Below are 16,033 nucleotides of genomic sequence, written 5' to 3'. Positions count from 1 at the left end.
TAAAGCCATTCTGTCAAGAATGGCTTTAGATGTTTTATTCCTTCCTTACGGCTTCCCGTATTTTTTAATCAAAGCGATCCTTTATTTTCGGGCTTTTAAAACAGTATTCATCATAGACCATGATCGTTACCAGTACCAATACCATCGAGGGGAGAGAAGTCCTGCGTTATTTTGATCCCATATCAGCAACAGCTGTTATTGGAGCCAATGCTCTGAGTGAAATAGGAGCGAGCTTCGTAGATTTCTTCGGTGGGCGGTCCCGTAATTATGAAAACAAATTACAGGAGCTATATAAGAGCGTAGTGGAGTCTTTAAAGCAAAATGCGCGTAGCTATCGGGCAGATGCTGTTATAGGCTTCAGCGTCAATATTGATGAACTCTCCGGCAAAGGAACCCCAATCGTTTATGATCACCGCTATCGGTACACCTGTATTGCTCAGTGAAATTCAACATATACAAGCAGAAGCGGTAGGTGGAGATATTGATGGATCTGTTATTAAGAACAAAGTCAAAGCAAGCTTGATCATAGAACGCTATACCGGTATCTATACGATGGACAATGCAACAGCAGAATTTATAGCTACATCCCGATTGACCGAATTTGTTCCCTTGCTCTTCAAGGCAATGAATGAAACAGGAGAGGATCAAGAATTCAAAGATCGTCGAGCCACGCTCTTCCGTTATTTTGATTTCCTGGACATAGATCAAGCGATAGCCATATAGCTAGTATTAAATTAATTATTAGTATTTGAAATTAATTTGAAAATATTTAAATTTGGTTAAGTAGTAGATTCCCGTTGTAAATACAATACCTATTTGCATAAAACCTATTTTGAGATATTTTATAGCCATTTATGATTAAACTTGGTGTTACAGATCATTATAAACTATTAGTACGAAAAGTGCATGAGATTTCATCTAATTTTGAAGATGAGGCCGTTTTGTTCACAATATCTTCTCCCGATAAATTGATGCAAGATTTGCTGGAACAACCTGTAGATGTGCTCTTCGCAAGTCAAGCATTGCTCCATTGTATAACCGTACCTTTTTATGGATTACTAAAAGAGAATTTTCCTGAAATTCGCATTGTTATTTTTAATTTATTCGACCAGCAAAGAGAGCTGTGTGGAACGCTTAATGCTCAGGAAATAAAGCATTTTGAGCGTGATAAAAAGATGTCTATCCGAACAGCTAAAGAAATTTATATTGGTCCGCACATTGTCTTTCATGAAGAGCATGATCCCGATGGATTTTTAGAAAAAGTCAAACTTTTTAGACAAGGTAAGTACACGTTCAATGATGTCGTTTATATTTCACTTAGGGAAAAAGATATTATCAAACTTGCGGCGCAGGAACTTTGTGGTAAAGAAATAGCTGAAAAACTAAACATCAGTTTACGCACTGTGGAGGTTCACAAAAAAAATCTGATGGCAAGAACAAATTCAAAAAATTTTGTAGGTGTCATTTTATACGCACTCATGAATCGGGTGATGACTTTAGAGGAAATTTACAACTAGCTAACTGTTTGTGTTGTTTATTTTGTTGCGTAATTTGTAATTTTTATACTAATACGTGAAAACACGTATTGATGTGTTTCGCTGTATGATTTATTTTTGATATAAACACAATTCCATGTGTTGTTATATTGACTTTGGCGAATTCTTAATTAGAAAATTATGAAAAAAACTACATCCTTTCTGTTGGTCCTTTTATTGTCAGGTTTTATGTCCCATGCTCAGAAAAAATCAAATGTTTTGTCTTCCAAGCAACAAGTTTTATTTACAGATTCTGAAATCGATCAGCTGTTGTTAAAGCTGACTGATGAAGAAAAAGTAGCTCTGGTTATCGGCCGGGGAATGGATAATGTCGGAAATCTCGGAGTCATCGATGGAAGAGTACCGGGAGCTGGTGGACAGACTCACGATGTTAAACGATTGGGTATCCCTGATATCATTGTTTGTGATGGACCTTCAGGGCTCCGTATCAATCCAATTCGTGAAGGCAGTACAAAAACTTTTTATGCGACTGCGTTTCCTTGTGAGACTGTTTTAGGGTCAACTTGGAGCAAGGATCTGGCACGCCAACTTGGAAATGCTTTAGGAACAGAAGCAAAAGAATATGGTATTGATGTTTTACTAGCACCTGGAGTCAATATACACCGCAATCCGTTAGGAGGTCGAAATTTTGAATATATCTCCGAAGATCCAATACTATCTGGGGTCATGGCATCAAATTTAATCAATGCAGTACAACAGCTAGGTGTCGGTACATCACTTAAACATTATGCGGCAAACAACGCCGAAAACAACCGACTTTTCAGTAATTCTTTAGTGAGCGAACGTGCTATGCGGGAGTTATACCTCAGACCTTTCGAACTGGCCGTTAAGGGATCTCAACCTTGGACGATCATGACTTCCTATAACAAAATTAATAGTCAGTACACCAGCGAGAGGAGAGATCTTAATTATCAAATTTTACGTGAAGAATGGGGCTTTAAAGGACTGGTTATGACCGATTGGTATTCCGGGTTTCCAAGTGTAGAAGTTATTCGGGCCGGTAATCAGTCTAATGATGTTTCAGCTCAGATCCGCTCGGGTAATGATTTGATTATGCCCGGATCAAAAATTCAGTTGGAAGCAGCCTTAAAAGATGTCAAGTCGGGTAAACTTTCGAAAAAGGATTTGGATTTTGCAGTACGCAATGTACTTCGTGTGGTTTCAAAATCGCCATCTCCGCTTAAATATAAGTATAGCGATGCACCAGATCTACAGTCACATGCTACTCTTTCCCGAATGATCGCCGCAGAGGGTACAGTTATGCTTAAGAATGCAGCTGCTCTTCCCTTAAAAACAAATACCCGTATTGCGACATTCGGTGTAGGATCCTATCACTTAGTTGTTGGCGGTACTGGTAGTAGTGAAGTAACAACGTCATATAATGTTCCTGTTTATAAAGGTTTACAAAATGCCAATTACACTCTTCATAAGCCTCTACTGGAAAAATATGTTCCCTATGTAGAGCTTGAAGAGAAAAAAGATAAAGAGCGAAGAGCCAAGCTCAATGCACTGGCGCCTTTGGGTGTAATTGCACAGTTGGATGTCACAGATCATGAATTAAATGATGCCGTTGCCAATACTGATGTGGCTATTTTGACATTTGGTCGCAATTCTGCAGAAGAGCAAGACTTAAATGTGGACACCGAATATAACTTAACCAAGGAAGAGGAAGCCCTTTTAAACCGTGTATCTGCAGCTTACAAAAGCGCTGGAAAAAAAGTCATCGTGGTGCTTAACATCGGTAGTGTTATGAATACCTCATGGGATGATAAGGCTGATGCACTTTTAGTAACCTGGTTCTCTGGTGCTGAGGGAGGAAACGCCTTAGCTGATATCGTTAGTGGAAAGGTCAATCCTTCAGCAAAGACAACTGCAACTTTTCCAAAATCTTATGCAGACGTGCCATCGGCAAAAAGTTTCTATGCAACTCCAGCCTCAGAACATAAAGACATTCACTATACGGAGGGGATTTATGTCGGTTACCGTTATTACGATACTTTCAATATTGCAACAGCCTATCCATTTGGATTCGGATTGTCGTACACGTCCTTTAATTATAGTGATCTTAAATTGGATGCAAAAGAATTTAAAAATCAAATTAAAGCAACAGTAAAGGTTACCAATAGTGGCCGCGTAGCGGGTAAGGAGGCAGTTCAGCTCTATGTTGCGACTCCAAAAGGAAGTATCGACAAGCCTGCTAAAGTTCTGGTCGATTTTGGTAAAACAAAGCTGTTGCAACCTGGCGAATCTCAAATTTTAGAATTCGTAATAGGAGCTAAAGAAATCGCTTCTTTTCATACAGAAAAAAGCCAATGGATAGCCGATGCCGGGGTTTATCAGGTACTAGTAGGGAAATCGAGTCAGGACATCGCTTTAGAATCGGAGTTTTCCATTACAAGTACTAAAATGATAGAAAAAGTAACACCAGCCTTTACGGAACAACTGGATTTTAGTGATTTAAAAAAATAATTATAAACTCAGATACGGTTCTTTAGACCCAAAGTGCCGTATCTGTAATTCGATCCAGGTTTTATGAAATCTATTCCATCTTTTATTATCATCATTTATTCTATTCTGTGCATTTCCTGTATAAAAGATGAGTTACCTAATGCCGAAGCAGATATTTTGACCTGTGAGGTAGACCATCAGATACTTAAAAAAGATCCCATTATTCAAAATGAGCGTATTCAGATACTCGTAAAGTCATATGTGGATCTCACAGAACAAGCACCATTTTTTACGTTATCAGCTGGAGCGACGATATCACCGGCAAGTGGAACAGCTCGTAATTTTATCCTACCACAATTGTATACCGTGACATCAGAAGATGGCCAGTCTAAAAAGATCTATGAGGTGTCCTATATCACATCGGCAGTTGGATCAAAGTATGAGTTTGAGCATGTAAAAATTGAAAATGGAAAGTATGATGTTTTCTATGAAGTAGATCAAAATAATCAGAGTATTATGGACTGGGGCAGTGGCAATGCAGGGTTTAGCCTTACAGGTGTCGGCAGCAGCCCTGAAGATTTTCCAACAGCCAGATTGTTAAATGGTAAGCAAGGGCAGGGGGTACAAATGGTAACCCGCTCGACAGGCAATTTAGGTTCGGCAATGGGAAAACCGCTTGCTGCGGGCAATATCTTTATCGGGGAGTTTGATTTGGGAAATTCCATTATCAACCCATTGAAAAGTTTACGTTTAGGAATGCCTGTGGATTTTGTTCCAATTGCAGTCACAGGATTTTTCAAATATCAAGCAGGAGCTGTTTTTAAAGAAGGCGGTATTGAAAAACCGGACAAGCGGGATTCCTGGGACTGTTACGCAGTTTTCTTTGAGACCGATGCCAATCTTAAGTATCTGGACGGTACCAATCGGTTTACCCATCCCAATATTTTAGGGATAGCCCGTATTGCACAAGAAGGAAGAGTTGAAGCACAAAAGTGGACTCCTTTCTATATTCCCCTAAATTTCTCGTCAGGAAAAGTAATTGATGAGCAAAAATTAAAAGATGGAAAGTATAGCTTGACCTTAGTATTTACCTCAAGTATTGACGGCGATACCTTTGCTGGAGCCGAAGGCAGTACACTTCTTATTGACCAGATTGAAATTGTACATGATGATGAAAAATAACCCCGCAAAATTCATATTACTTGTTGTCATCCTATTGTTTGGCGGAAATAGAGGTATAGCACAGTCGCAATTTGCAACAGAAAACGATCAGGTTATATCCAATAAAAATTTTAAGTACGAAATACGTACAGGAATCAATATTGGCGGATTTAGCCCGTTGCCGCTACCGGCCGAAATCAGGAAAATTAACAGCTTCAGCCCCAAACTAAATTTTAGTGTTGAAGGTAGTGCCACCTATATGTTTGGAGCTGGCAAATCATGGGGAATAAAAAGTGGAATAAAATTAGAAAATAAGGCTATGGAAACCGATGCCCGTGTTAAGAACTATAGCATGGAGATCCTTGGAGACAATGGTGAGCGTGTAGCGGGCAATTGGACAGGAGGAGTTTCAACACAAGTTGTTAATTCCTACTTGACCATTCCCATATTAGCTACCCACATACTCAATGATCGATGGGGATATTCTGTAGGTACATTCTGGTCTTTTCTATTGGAAAAAGAATTTTCTGGTTATGTGTACGATGGTTATTTGAGAGAAGGTGGGGCTACAGGTAATAAAGTTGTTTTTAGTGATGATAAAACTGCTGCGTATGATTTTTCTAATAATTTGAGAAGCTTTTCCTATGGGTTGCAAGCTGGCGGATACTGGCGTGCATCACCACATATCAATGTCTTTTCAGATCTATCGTTCGGATTGAACGATATATTTAAATCTGATTTTAAAACAATTTCATTCGCCATGAGACCCATTTATTTAAATATCGGCTTTGGTTATTGCTTCTAGATTTTCACTCACAATGGTTAAAAAGCTGAAATAAATCAAATAGATCATAAAAAAACCTATACAGCCATTCTTTTAAGAATGGCTGTATAGGTTTTATACCATCCCTACGGCTTCGCGTATTTTTTAATTAATCAGATCACCAAATCAATGCGATTTCAGCAGTAGACCACTCATACAAGAACTAAAATCTAATCAGCTTTTACAAATCAAAAGACCCTAATTCTCATTAGACCCTTTATCTTGGCGTTTAACTGCACAGTAATTTTTATGTTTCTTATCGTTTCCTCTTTTTTGTTTCATCATCCAAATTGTTTTCAAGCAATTGGATTTATTTACTGTACTACGTCATTTATCGTTTTACACTTTCCTGTTGAAAGTATGTTTGTTATCGCTTTGTATTATAAGAACACCTGTCGAATAAAATAGTTCAAAAAAGTTTAAAATAATTTCACCTATCCATTTCCATCATTTACCGAGTTTTTAGTTGGTTTAGTCTAATTGCCATAGGGTAAGGACGATTTACACCCTACTTTTGAATCAACAAATAAGAACTAACAAACTATAACATAAAGACATTATGAGAACTTTAGCAAAAACATTCGCAGCAGCAGCCTTGATCGCCGTATCAACATTCACTATGGCAGCAGGCAAACCAGAGGTATCAAACCCTAAAAAAGCAGTCGTTAATCTATATACAGCAGATCTAGCCATTGATCATTATGTTGCGGTTATGACAGAAGGACAATCTGCAGGAGTAGAGCAATTGTTTACAACAGACTTCAGTCAAAAAGTACAGGCATCCGAAGATAAAACCAATAGCCGTTCAGAAGTTATTTCCTTCTTGAAGAAACAAAAAGGAGAGCAGTTAAACTGTAAAACCAGCACCTCTATCGTACAGGAGTCTGGTGACTATATGATCGCCAAAGTAACGATGCAGTTTGAAGGATTTACTAAAACTGATCTTGTGACACTGGTAAATGACGGTGGTAATTGGAAAGTATCCCAATCGATCAATTCTTATAAGTAATCAAGTTTAATCCATATATTAACTAGAAGCCATGTCGTAAGATGTGGCTTTTTTTTGTGTCCGGAAAGCAAGACTAGGTTAACAAGTTGATGCTTTTGTTGCCAGCTAGCCGACAACAAACGACTACTATCGACAACAAACGTTTAATAACCGGCTAATAATTTTAGTTTTTCTGATGTTTGCTTTATCTAATTAATTATTTAATTAAACCATATTATTATGAAAAAAACAAAAAGTAACATGGGCAAGTATGTTGGTTTTAGTGGCGACTGGAGCTTTAAATTTTATTTTGGAAGAGAAGAAAATAAGCCGATTTTAATTGGATTTTTAAATGGGCTGTTTGAGGGAGAGAAAGTTATTCAAGATCTTCATTATCGGCCAGTGGAGCAGGGGGGCGATGTTGAAAATGAGCGTAAGGTTATTTTCGATCTGTATTGTACGGGTATTGATGGTGAGCATTTCATTATAGAGATGCAACAGCTTTATCAAGATTTTTTTAAAGATCGGACCGTTTTTTATACCTCCAGGCTTATCAATAAACTTATACCCAGGGGCTATAAGGGAAATACATACGAACTTCCCGAAGTATATTTTATTGGCATCTTAGAATTTGAGTTAGGAGAAACAGAACCGGGAAAGTATTTTTACGATGTTGCTCTTTGCGATAAGCAGAGTAATCGTGTTTTTTATGAAAAGCTTGGTTATAAGCTCTTAGTATTGCCAAGTTTTAATAAGAATGAGGCTGATATAAAGACAGATATGGATATGTGGTTATATCTATTGAAAAACATGAGTAAACTTGATAAAATACCGGATTTTTTGGATAAGCGGGTATTTGGTCTTATCTTTGACATAGGCGAAGTCGCAAAATTAACACCGGAGGATAAGATGGCATACGAAGCAAGTTTAAAACATAAGCGTGATGCAGAGAATACCTATTCTACTGCTCAGCGTCTTGGACATGATCGAGGTTTAAAAGAAGGCTTAAAAGAAGGTTTAAAAGAAGGTATTGCCCAAGGCGAACACAAAAAAGCCATTGAGACAGCTTTAAAATTTAAAAAGATGGGCTTACCTATTGCAGATATTGCAAAAGGTACCGGTCTTACCATCGACGAGATTGAAAAACTGAAATAAATCAAATAGATCATATAGATAAACAAATAAAGCCATTCTGTCAAGAATGGCTTTATTTGTTTTATACCATCCTTACGGCTTTCCGTATTTTTTAATAAAACCGATCCTTTATTTTCGGGCTTTTAAAACAGTATTCATCATACACCATGATCGTTACCAGTACCAATACCATTGAGGGGAGAGAAGTCCTGCGTTATTTTGATCCCATTTCAGCAACAGCTGTTATTGGAGCCAATGCTTTGAGTGCAATCCGGAGCGAGCTTAGTCTTGTTTGCTTCGCAGATCCCTTCGGGATTCTTCGGTGGGCGCTCCCGCAATTATGAAAACAAACTGTAAAAACTACATAAAAGCATCTTATTATTAATAAAGTAAAGGATTCAGTATCTATCTATTGGATATTATGGTGTCGTAAATATTTACTAAGTTTGTGTCAACTGATGGCTTTAAGGAGTATTCTATACGATTGTAATATAGCTAACTATGATGTTGTTGTACTCGTCGTGTATTAAATTTATTTTTTGATACAGAACTATATTTAAGACTTTTATTAATTAATACGTAATGAGTAATTATACTATCCCAAATTTACCGTTAAGTGTAGATCTCGAAACAAAAATAGTTTTAAAAAAATTAGTTTCTGCTCATAAAGCTTTAGCAGAACTGAATGGAGTCTCCGAGACCATTCCTAATCAACAAATTATTATTAATACACTCGCGTTACAAGAAGCAAAAGATAGTTCTGCCATTGAAAACATTATAACTACGCAAGATGAACTTTTTAGCAGTGACGCAATTACTGATAATTTTGCTAGTCATGCAGCTAAAGAAGTTTTTAATTATGCGACAGCTTTAAAAAGTGGTTACGAATTAGTTATTAATAAAGGGTTAATAACTTCTAATAATATTATTGCCATTCAAGCTATATTGGAGGAAACGAGATCTGGTTTTAGGAAACTACCGGGCACCTCTTTAAAAAACGATCAGACTGATGAAGTCATTTATACCCCACCTCAGACTTTTATTGAAATTGAAGATTTAATGTCCAACCTTGAGAAGTTTATCAATAATGATGAACAATCAGATTTAGATGCATTGGTGAAAATGGCTATTATTCATCATCAGTTCGAAAGCATTCATCCATTTTATGATGGTAATGGTCGGACAGGTCGTATAATAAATATTCTATATTTGGTTAAGGAAAACCTTTTAAGTCTACCTATTTTATATTTAAGTAGATATATAAATCAGAACAAGGCTCAATACTATGAGTTATTGCAATATACAAGAGACTCTGGTGAATGGGAAAAGTGGATTATGTTTATGTTAGATGCTGTTGAAAAGACCTCCGTGCAAACAATTGAAATTGTTAAAGGAATCAAAGAAATAATGCAGTTTTATAAAAATAAAATTCGAAGTGAACTCCCAAAAATTTATTCTCAAGATTTAATAAATAACTTATTTAAGCATCCTTATACTAAAATTGAGTTTTTTGTTGAGGATCTCGGTATTTCCCGTCAGACGGCTTCTCGTTATTTGGATCAATTGGTAGCGCTCAAATTGGTTTATTTACAGAAAATTGGAAAAGAAAATTTTTATATAAATATAGAGCTATATGATTTTTTAAACAAAGCAGCTCATCTTCATAAATTGATATAGGAATAGCATTTTGTGTTTTACGTGTTATAAAAAGATTAAAAATGTAACACGTGGTAATTACGTGTTATAAAAAGATTAAAAATGTAACACGTAAATTAAATTGTTCATAAAAATAAACGCATACAGCCATTCTGCCAAGAATGGCTGTATAGGTTTTATACCCTCCTTACGGCTTCCCGTATTTTTTAATCAAAGCGATCCTTTATTTTCGGGCTTTTAAAACAGTATTCATCATACACCATGATCGTTACCAGTACCAATACCATCGAGGGGAGAGAAGTCCTGCGTTATTTTGATCCCATATCAGCAACAGCTGTTATTGGAGCCAATGCTCTGAGTGCAATCCGGAGCAAGCTTCGTAGACCTTTTCGGTGGGCATTAACGGCAACAAAAATAAGTGAGATTCTGGTTATGAAGAATTAAAGCTTGAATCGGTGTAGAATCCGATTAATAGAAGGCAAGAGGTTATTGAAGGAATTTAATAATAATTTAATATATTTTTATGTTTACAGAAGAAGAGTGTAATTCTATAGCAAATTTAGTAAGTCAGAATGACTGGAAGAAAGTTAATAAATTTGAGAATGATAAGTATTGTATTACTCAATTTTCATCTTCACTTCATAACAGTGATTATCACTGTTACAAGGTAGAATCGGGAGATAAAGTAGTCGTTGTCAAAATTACAAGTGAATCAGAATTCCTAATTTTGGAATTGTTAAAGAAAGATGGATTACCAGTACCTACTCCATTTAAATTTTTAAATTTTAATGAAAATAACAAAGAAGGTTACTTATTTGAAGAGTACATTGATGGAAGTCAATTAGGTTTGAATAGCTCAAAAGAGGCTTGGTTAAACACTGCAGTTCAATTAGCAGAAATGCATTTAAAATACTGGGAATTTAATAGTGTTTCTTCTATGTTTGATAATGGCAATTCATTGTATATGAGTAAAATAGATATTATTTTGAGTAACTCTTATGTTGAGCAGAAATGGCCAAATTTAATTGAAAAAATTCTAGAAAAATTGCATCAAACACCACGAACGATTATTCATGGTGATGCGTTTCCTTCTAATTTCTTAGTTCAGAATGACAAAATTGTACTAATAGACTTTGGCAATTGCACAATTTTACCATATGTAGTTGATATAGCCAGATTAACATATTTACCATATGATGTAAATTCTTTTTTCTGTCCAAACAAAGAAGAGGTATTAGATGTATATTATGAGAAGGTTAAATCACAATTACAAATATCCAAAGATGAATTTATAATTCACGTTAAAATGGCGGCATTTATAGAAATTGCAAAAGAATATAGAAATCCTATTTGTAATTATACGGGACTTTCAATTTCTCAAAGCCCTTTTGATAAATTCATGAGTGAAATCCTTGAAGAATTAGCAAAAGACTTGATCTGATATAAAATGTTTTTAGGAATTAGCGGTTTGTAAATTAATGTTTTATGATTGTGTTTGAAACACTACATTATTACTTCAAAAAAACATTATTAATATCAAATTTTAATAAATAATCATAGATACTGTTCATATCTGTAATTATGTGTTTAATTAAACATAATATGAAAATGATTGTTTTGTTACTTATTTACAATCTAAATAATAGTAGAAGGTAAAAGCCATTCTGTCAAGAATGGCTTTATTTGTTTTATACCTTCCTTACGGCTTCCCGTATTTTTTAATCAAAGCGATGCTTTATTTTCGGGCTTTTAAAACAGTATTCATCATACCCCATGATCGTTACCAGTACCAATACCATCGAGGGGCGAGAAGTCCTGCGTTATTTTGATCCCATTTCAGCAACAGCTGTTATTGGAGCTAATGCTCTGAGTGAAATTGGAGCCAGCTTCGTGGTGTTTGCTTCGCAGATCCCTTCGGGATTTTTCGGTGGACGCTCCCGCAATTATGAAAACAAATTACAGGAGCTATATAAGAGCGTAGTAGAATCTTTAAAGCAAAATGCCCGTAGCTATAGGGCAGATGCGTAGGCTTCAGCGTCAATATTGATGAGCTCTCGGACAAAGGAACACCGATCGTTTATGATCACCGCTATCGGTACACCTGTATTGCTCAATGAAATTAAACATATACAAGCAGAAGCGGTAGGTGGAGATATCGATGGATCTGTTATTAAGAACAAAGTCAAAGCAAGCCTGATCATAGAACGCTATACCGGTATCTATACCATGGACAATGCTACAGCCGAGTTTATAGCCACATCCCGATTGACCGAATTTGTACCCCTGCTATTCAAAGCAATGAATGAAACAGGGGAGGATCAAGAATTCAAAGACCGTCAAGCCACGCTCTTCCGTTATTTTGATTTCCTGGACACAGATCAGGCTATAGCCATACTCTATGGACAGTTGCTGTCGGATGATTTAACCGGTGCGCAGTTTAAGCTCATTAGCAAAGCTATCAGCAGTTCCAATCTTATCGATTACGATCAGGTGGCGAAACTGTTAGCAGGAACTTTATTGGCAAAAAAGGAAGCATTGAAGGTACTTACCTTAGACAAAGACTGGTATTCCGCTCAAGATATTGCCTATCTACAGACATGGAAAGGAGAGGGCTTGTTACAGCTATTTCCAGAAGTAGTTACCGTTAAAGAATCAAAGGATTCTATTACTTTTTCAACATCAAAGAATGAGCTGGATATGGAATTACAATGAAGTGATCTGGTACTGATGGTGGCAGGTATTCCTTTAATTTGTATATTTGATCAGCGCTTCGAAGTTTCAATACTATGCTCATAAACCAAACGATTATAACCGACATCAAAACCATAATTGCACAATCAAAAGATAAAGCGATTCGTGCCGTAGATCATCAACGGACGTTGATGTATTGCCATATAAGTAAACGTATTTTCGAAGAAAAACAAGATGGGAAAGAACGTGCTGATTATGGTACTTACCTTATCAAATATATTTCGGAAAAATTACAGCCTGAATTTGGATCTGGTTTTTCAATAAGACAAATCAACTTGTATCGTCAGCTTTATCGGACATTTCCAATTGTGCACGCACTGCGTGCACAATTAAGCTGGACATAGTTCAAATTTCAACATCCATACGCTGTAATATGGTAAAAATTATGAAACATATATTTTATATTATTCTTGTTATTTTAATAATTAGTTGCAAAAATAAATCTGTCACCACAGAAAAGAATAGAGATATATTAACATCAGTATTACATGGTGATACCCTTATTTATAATACTTTTTCAAAAAGTATTATAATTGAAGATTTGAGAACAAATAATATAATAAAGAAATTATCTGTTAATGATTTATTTTATTATTCACCTATTCTTAATAGTGGTAAATTATTTTTTTCTGAATCAAATAAAAAATTTGTGTGCTATGATTTAACAGAACAGCGAAATATATGGGAAATAGAAACTATAAGCATTGTTAAATCTGTTTTAATTAGAGGAAATGGAGTAATACTAAATTTAAAGAATAACGGTTTTATTATCTTAGATAAAGTGACGGGAAAGGAGAAACTCAAAATTCCTTATATTTATTCAGAAGTATGTGCACATCCAGATGTATCCCCTTATTCAATGGATATTTTGAATGGAAATTTGTATGTAGCAAATTGGAATTGTAACTCCATAAGCATGATAAATCTTGATACTGGAAAACTTTTGAAAAAGGTTAATCTGGGCCCCGGATATACGTATTTAACTGTCATAGGTAATAAGCTATTTGTCGGTTTAAATGGTAATTATAATGGCGGAAAGATTTTTATATTGGATGGAAACACCCTTAATATCGAGTTTTCCGAACGGGTGAATTTTGAAGACAGAATGAAACCCTTAATCTGGAAGGAGAAGTTGATTTATTATACTTTTGATAATCAAATTTACCTGTTTGATCCTGTAAGTCATTCCAATAAAGTCTTATTAAAGTTGTCAGAAAAAGACAATTTATCAGGATCTAAGATGATTCTATCACTAAATAATCTATATTTCCATACTGTCAATTTCGAACTTTTAGAATACAACCTAGAAGACAAAAAGTTGAAAAGATTAGGTCTTTTTGGTATGAGAAAGATTGATAATATTTTTTTGAAGGATGGGGAATTAATAAAAATATTTTAAGGATATATAATAGTTGAGTAAGTACTGATGAAATTGATGTACATGACCATAAAAGATATCTCAAGAAATGGACATTGCCAATGCATAATTGGGGTTTGACCATATTACAACTATATATTAAATTTGGTGATAGGCTCAAGTTAGATAGAAACTCTTAAAGAGAAACCAATGACATAATTGGGGATCTCGTCCTAATTTGCTCATTGGCCTGAAATCATGGCACGAGAGCTAGAACTGCTTATAGGGAGAACGATTGATTAAACAAAAGTTCTTAGCTCGTTGTTCGGCAAATAGCTATAAATAAAATCAATAGTCCATCTTTATCATTGATACAGATGGACTATTGATTTTACTTGTTTTTCCTATTTTGCACTATATGCTCTAAAAGCTGGACCGTGATTTATATATCCAGATCCATGAGCTTGAGTTACATTTTCTCCATAAGCATAAATATATTTTTTTGTATGATACCACTGGTAAATAGGAACCAAACTAGGGTCATTGTTGTCATGATTATAACCATAAAATGCTCGTCCTTGATTGACAAATTTACCACCGTGCTGTTGGGTCGTATTCATTCCGTAAGCATAAATGTAATTACCTGTATTATACCATTGATAAACTGGTACAGTTTTATCATTAGCTTCTTTTGGTACCCAAAAAGCTATACCTTGATTGATATATGAGTTTCCGTGTACTTGGGTTTCATTGGTTCCATACGCATAATGAAAATTCCCTGGATTATACCATTGATAAACAGGAATAAGTTCTAATGGTTTTAATGTATTTGCTTCGATATATCTTTTTACAGCATCGATGATTTGTTGTTTTTTATAGCTATGAGAAGCTGGAATAAAGTCATAAATCGGAAATGTTTTTTTCCAATTAATATCCACTAGACCTGCATTATTTATATTTACACTATTTACCCAGCTTAATTTGTTGATCTGTGGGTATGGGTCGCGGTTGTTTTCATTGTATTTAACATCAACACCGTCACCGGCTTTAGATCGTATGAACATTTCTATATTAGTGTTTTTAGTTTCTAAACTTTCATTTTTAATGTAAGTTTTGTCAACCGATAAACCTAAACCAATTTTTGGCAATATCGCATTAATGCCAGCCTTTACAGTATTTGTTTTGGTAGCTGAATTTAATTGATCTGTGGATGTGCTTTTATAAAGTATGCGTAATGTACCCCCTAAAGTAATATTCGTTAAAACATGAGTTCCGTAAGCTGCTACAAATTCATTTGGACTAAGGTTTTCTAAGTCCGTGATAAATTTTGAAGTTACGTAATTAGATAAAAATGCAGGTGTTTCTTCAGTTCTTAAAGATTTTACATATCTTAAAACATCTACAGATGCAAATGTATATTTGGTTGAATAAGAATGCTTGGTTATAAGTTCTTTATTGTTAGATATATTGCCTGTAAAATTATTGCTTCCCTCTTTAGGTTTATTGCCAGGTAATATATTGAACGAAACCTCATTTTTTTCAGTAATATTATTTACATAATCACTTGAATTGTGTCCGTAGTAAAATGAATCGTAAGTGCCAGATTCATCAACAGATATAATTGAGTAGGGATTTTCGCTAGTAAGTCTTTTTAAATCAATGACTACTCTACTATAAGAATCCTTGTCTAAGTATTCTTTAGTAACATCATAACTGAAACCCAACATTTTGTGTTGGTTATCCATTACTTTTAACGTAGCCTTTTTTTTATCTAAACTTATATTATTTTCATTATTTGATTTGTTGTTAGTTTCAATTTCTGTTTTCTTACTGCATGATAATAAAGATGTTGAGACTAGTAATGGAATTACGAAGTATTTTCTTTTCATATAAAGTTATTATTTGTTTTCAAAGATATAAATAATAACATGTTTGGCAATATCCTTTTTAACTAAATTAGTTTTTAATAACTTAACTTAGTTTTCAGCAAACACCTTATTTTATATTAAAATTAACTTTTAGTGTTGAGTGTTAATTTTTTCGTGATTTAATAACATGTTTTTATATTTTAAACCCTATAGTCTAAAACGATTGGGAATAATGATAAAGTAGCTAACTTAAAATTCAATAAATCAAATAGATCATATAGATAAACGTAT

Annotated in this window: 17 protein-coding genes; 16 read left to right on the top strand and 1 reads right to left on the bottom strand. The window is 34.9% G+C overall.

What is annotated here, in order from left to right:
* Positions 1-119 precede the first annotated feature (119 nt).
* The 16 genes from FHR29_RS09370 to FHR29_RS09295 all read left to right on the top strand — a co-directional run bounded on the left by FHR29_RS09370 (position 120) and on the right by FHR29_RS09295 (position 13,916).
* On the top strand, positions 120-443 hold the full coding sequence (locus tag FHR29_RS09370; RefSeq protein ID WP_183914088.1) for a heavy metal-binding domain-containing protein: 324 nt from the start codon (positions 120-122) through the stop codon (positions 441-443).
* Entirely contained in the window at positions 406-723 is a 318-nt protein-coding gene (locus FHR29_RS09365) for a hypothetical protein (RefSeq protein ID WP_183914085.1), read from the top strand. The genes FHR29_RS09370 and FHR29_RS09365 overlap by 38 nt, the downstream gene beginning before the upstream one ends.
* A 131-nt stretch (positions 724-854) precedes the next feature.
* Complete coding sequence (locus FHR29_RS09360) at positions 855-1,517, top strand: response regulator transcription factor (RefSeq protein ID WP_183914083.1); 663 nt, start codon at positions 855-857, stop codon at positions 1,515-1,517.
* 159 nt (positions 1,518-1,676) lie between these two features.
* Positions 1,677-4,025, top strand: coding sequence for a glycoside hydrolase family 3 C-terminal domain-containing protein (locus FHR29_RS09355; RefSeq protein ID WP_183914081.1), 2,349 nt, complete (start codon positions 1,677-1,679; stop codon positions 4,023-4,025).
* 63 nt (positions 4,026-4,088) lie between these two features.
* Positions 4,089-5,186, top strand: a complete 1,098-nt coding sequence (locus FHR29_RS09350) for a PCMD domain-containing protein (protein WP_183914079.1) — start codon at positions 4,089-4,091, stop codon at positions 5,184-5,186.
* Complete coding sequence (locus FHR29_RS09345; protein WP_221197834.1) at positions 5,170-5,970, top strand: porin family protein; 801 nt, start codon at positions 5,170-5,172, stop codon at positions 5,968-5,970. Before FHR29_RS09350 ends, FHR29_RS09345 begins: the two co-directional genes overlap by 17 nt.
* A gap of 577 nt (positions 5,971-6,547) precedes the next feature.
* Positions 6,548-6,997, top strand: a complete 450-nt coding sequence (locus FHR29_RS09340; RefSeq protein ID WP_183914071.1) for a nuclear transport factor 2 family protein — start codon at positions 6,548-6,550, stop codon at positions 6,995-6,997.
* Between the two features lie 219 nt (positions 6,998-7,216).
* Complete coding sequence (locus FHR29_RS09335) at positions 7,217-8,131, top strand: Rpn family recombination-promoting nuclease/putative transposase (protein WP_260292000.1); 915 nt, start codon at positions 7,217-7,219, stop codon at positions 8,129-8,131.
* A gap of 146 nt (positions 8,132-8,277) precedes the next feature.
* On the top strand, positions 8,278-8,454 hold the full coding sequence (locus tag FHR29_RS09330; protein ID WP_183914069.1) for a heavy metal-binding domain-containing protein: 177 nt from the start codon (positions 8,278-8,280) through the stop codon (positions 8,452-8,454).
* 238 nt (positions 8,455-8,692) lie between these two features.
* Positions 8,693-9,787 carry a Fic family protein gene (locus tag FHR29_RS09325; RefSeq protein ID WP_021187895.1) on the top strand — a complete coding sequence of 365 codons (1,095 nt, stop codon included), beginning with the start codon at positions 8,693-8,695 and terminating at the stop codon, positions 9,785-9,787.
* 240 nt (positions 9,788-10,027) lie between these two features.
* On the top strand, positions 10,028-10,210 hold the full coding sequence (locus FHR29_RS09320) for a heavy metal-binding domain-containing protein (protein WP_183914067.1): 183 nt from the start codon (positions 10,028-10,030) through the stop codon (positions 10,208-10,210).
* 79 nt (positions 10,211-10,289) lie between these two features.
* On the top strand, positions 10,290-11,207 hold the full coding sequence (locus FHR29_RS09315; protein WP_183914065.1) for a phosphotransferase: 918 nt from the start codon (positions 10,290-10,292) through the stop codon (positions 11,205-11,207).
* Positions 11,208-11,539: 332 nt separating this feature from the next.
* Positions 11,540-11,794 (top strand): heavy metal-binding domain-containing protein, encoded by a 255-nt coding sequence (locus FHR29_RS09310; RefSeq protein WP_183914063.1) that lies wholly within the window; start codon positions 11,540-11,542, stop codon positions 11,792-11,794.
* Between the two features lie 51 nt (positions 11,795-11,845).
* Complete coding sequence (locus tag FHR29_RS09305) at positions 11,846-12,478, top strand: hypothetical protein (protein WP_183914061.1); 633 nt, start codon at positions 11,846-11,848, stop codon at positions 12,476-12,478.
* Between the two features lie 74 nt (positions 12,479-12,552).
* Positions 12,553-12,861, top strand: a complete 309-nt coding sequence (locus FHR29_RS09300) for a DUF1016 N-terminal domain-containing protein (RefSeq protein WP_221197833.1) — start codon at positions 12,553-12,555, stop codon at positions 12,859-12,861.
* A 41-nt stretch (positions 12,862-12,902) separates the two neighbouring features.
* A complete protein-coding gene (locus FHR29_RS09295) occupies positions 12,903-13,916 on the top strand; it encodes a PQQ-binding-like beta-propeller repeat protein (protein WP_183914058.1) in 1,014 nt (337 codons plus the stop codon).
* Between the two features lie 362 nt (positions 13,917-14,278).
* Here the strand turns inward: FHR29_RS09295 and FHR29_RS09290 are convergent, their stop codons facing one another.
* Positions 14,279-15,763, bottom strand: a complete 1,485-nt coding sequence (locus FHR29_RS09290; protein ID WP_183914056.1) for an MAC/perforin domain-containing protein — start codon at positions 15,761-15,763, stop codon at positions 14,279-14,281.
* Positions 15,764-16,033 lie beyond the last annotated feature (270 nt).

It is taken from the genome of Sphingobacterium sp. JUb56 (assembly GCF_014191365.1).
GTDB classification, from domain to species: Bacteria; Bacteroidota; Bacteroidia; order Sphingobacteriales; family Sphingobacteriaceae; genus Sphingobacterium; species Sphingobacterium anhuiense.
This window is presented reverse-complemented; position numbering and strand designations above follow the sequence as displayed.

Excerpts from the sequence above, each read along its gene's own strand:
- FHR29_RS09370 (WP_183914088.1), top strand. The coding sequence starts at position 120 with ATGATCGTTACCAGTACCAATACCATCGAGGGGAGAGAAGTCCTGCGT.
- FHR29_RS09310 (WP_183914063.1), top strand. The coding sequence starts at position 11,540 with ATGATCGTTACCAGTACCAATACCATCGAGGGGCGAGAAGTCCTGCGT.
- FHR29_RS09325 (WP_021187895.1), top strand. The coding sequence starts at position 8,693 with ATGAGTAATTATACTATCCCAAATTTACCGTTAAGTGTAGATCTCGAA.
- FHR29_RS09340 (WP_183914071.1), top strand. The coding sequence starts at position 6,548 with ATGAGAACTTTAGCAAAAACATTCGCAGCAGCAGCCTTGATCGCCGTA.
- FHR29_RS09350 (WP_183914079.1), top strand. The coding sequence starts at position 4,089 with ATGAAATCTATTCCATCTTTTATTATCATCATTTATTCTATTCTGTGC.
- FHR29_RS09320 (WP_183914067.1), top strand. The coding sequence starts at position 10,028 with ATGATCGTTACCAGTACCAATACCATCGAGGGGAGAGAAGTCCTGCGT.
- FHR29_RS09330 (WP_183914069.1), top strand. The coding sequence starts at position 8,278 with ATGATCGTTACCAGTACCAATACCATTGAGGGGAGAGAAGTCCTGCGT.
- FHR29_RS09300 (WP_221197833.1), top strand. The coding sequence starts at position 12,553 with ATGCTCATAAACCAAACGATTATAACCGACATCAAAACCATAATTGCA.
- FHR29_RS09360 (WP_183914083.1), top strand. The coding sequence starts at position 855 with ATGATTAAACTTGGTGTTACAGATCATTATAAACTATTAGTACGAAAA.
- FHR29_RS09355 (WP_183914081.1), top strand. The coding sequence starts at position 1,677 with ATGAAAAAAACTACATCCTTTCTGTTGGTCCTTTTATTGTCAGGTTTT.
- FHR29_RS09305 (WP_183914061.1), top strand. The coding sequence starts at position 11,846 with ATGATCACCGCTATCGGTACACCTGTATTGCTCAATGAAATTAAACAT.
- FHR29_RS09345 (WP_221197834.1), top strand. The coding sequence starts at position 5,170 with ATGATGATGAAAAATAACCCCGCAAAATTCATATTACTTGTTGTCATC.
- FHR29_RS09335 (WP_260292000.1), top strand. The coding sequence starts at position 7,217 with ATGAAAAAAACAAAAAGTAACATGGGCAAGTATGTTGGTTTTAGTGGC.
- FHR29_RS09315 (WP_183914065.1), top strand. The coding sequence starts at position 10,290 with ATGTTTACAGAAGAAGAGTGTAATTCTATAGCAAATTTAGTAAGTCAG.
- FHR29_RS09290 (WP_183914056.1), bottom strand. The coding sequence starts at position 15,763 with ATGAAAAGAAAATACTTCGTAATTCCATTACTAGTCTCAACATCTTTA.
- FHR29_RS09295 (WP_183914058.1), top strand. The coding sequence starts at position 12,903 with ATGAAACATATATTTTATATTATTCTTGTTATTTTAATAATTAGTTGC.
- FHR29_RS09365 (WP_183914085.1), top strand. The coding sequence starts at position 406 with ATGATCACCGCTATCGGTACACCTGTATTGCTCAGTGAAATTCAACAT.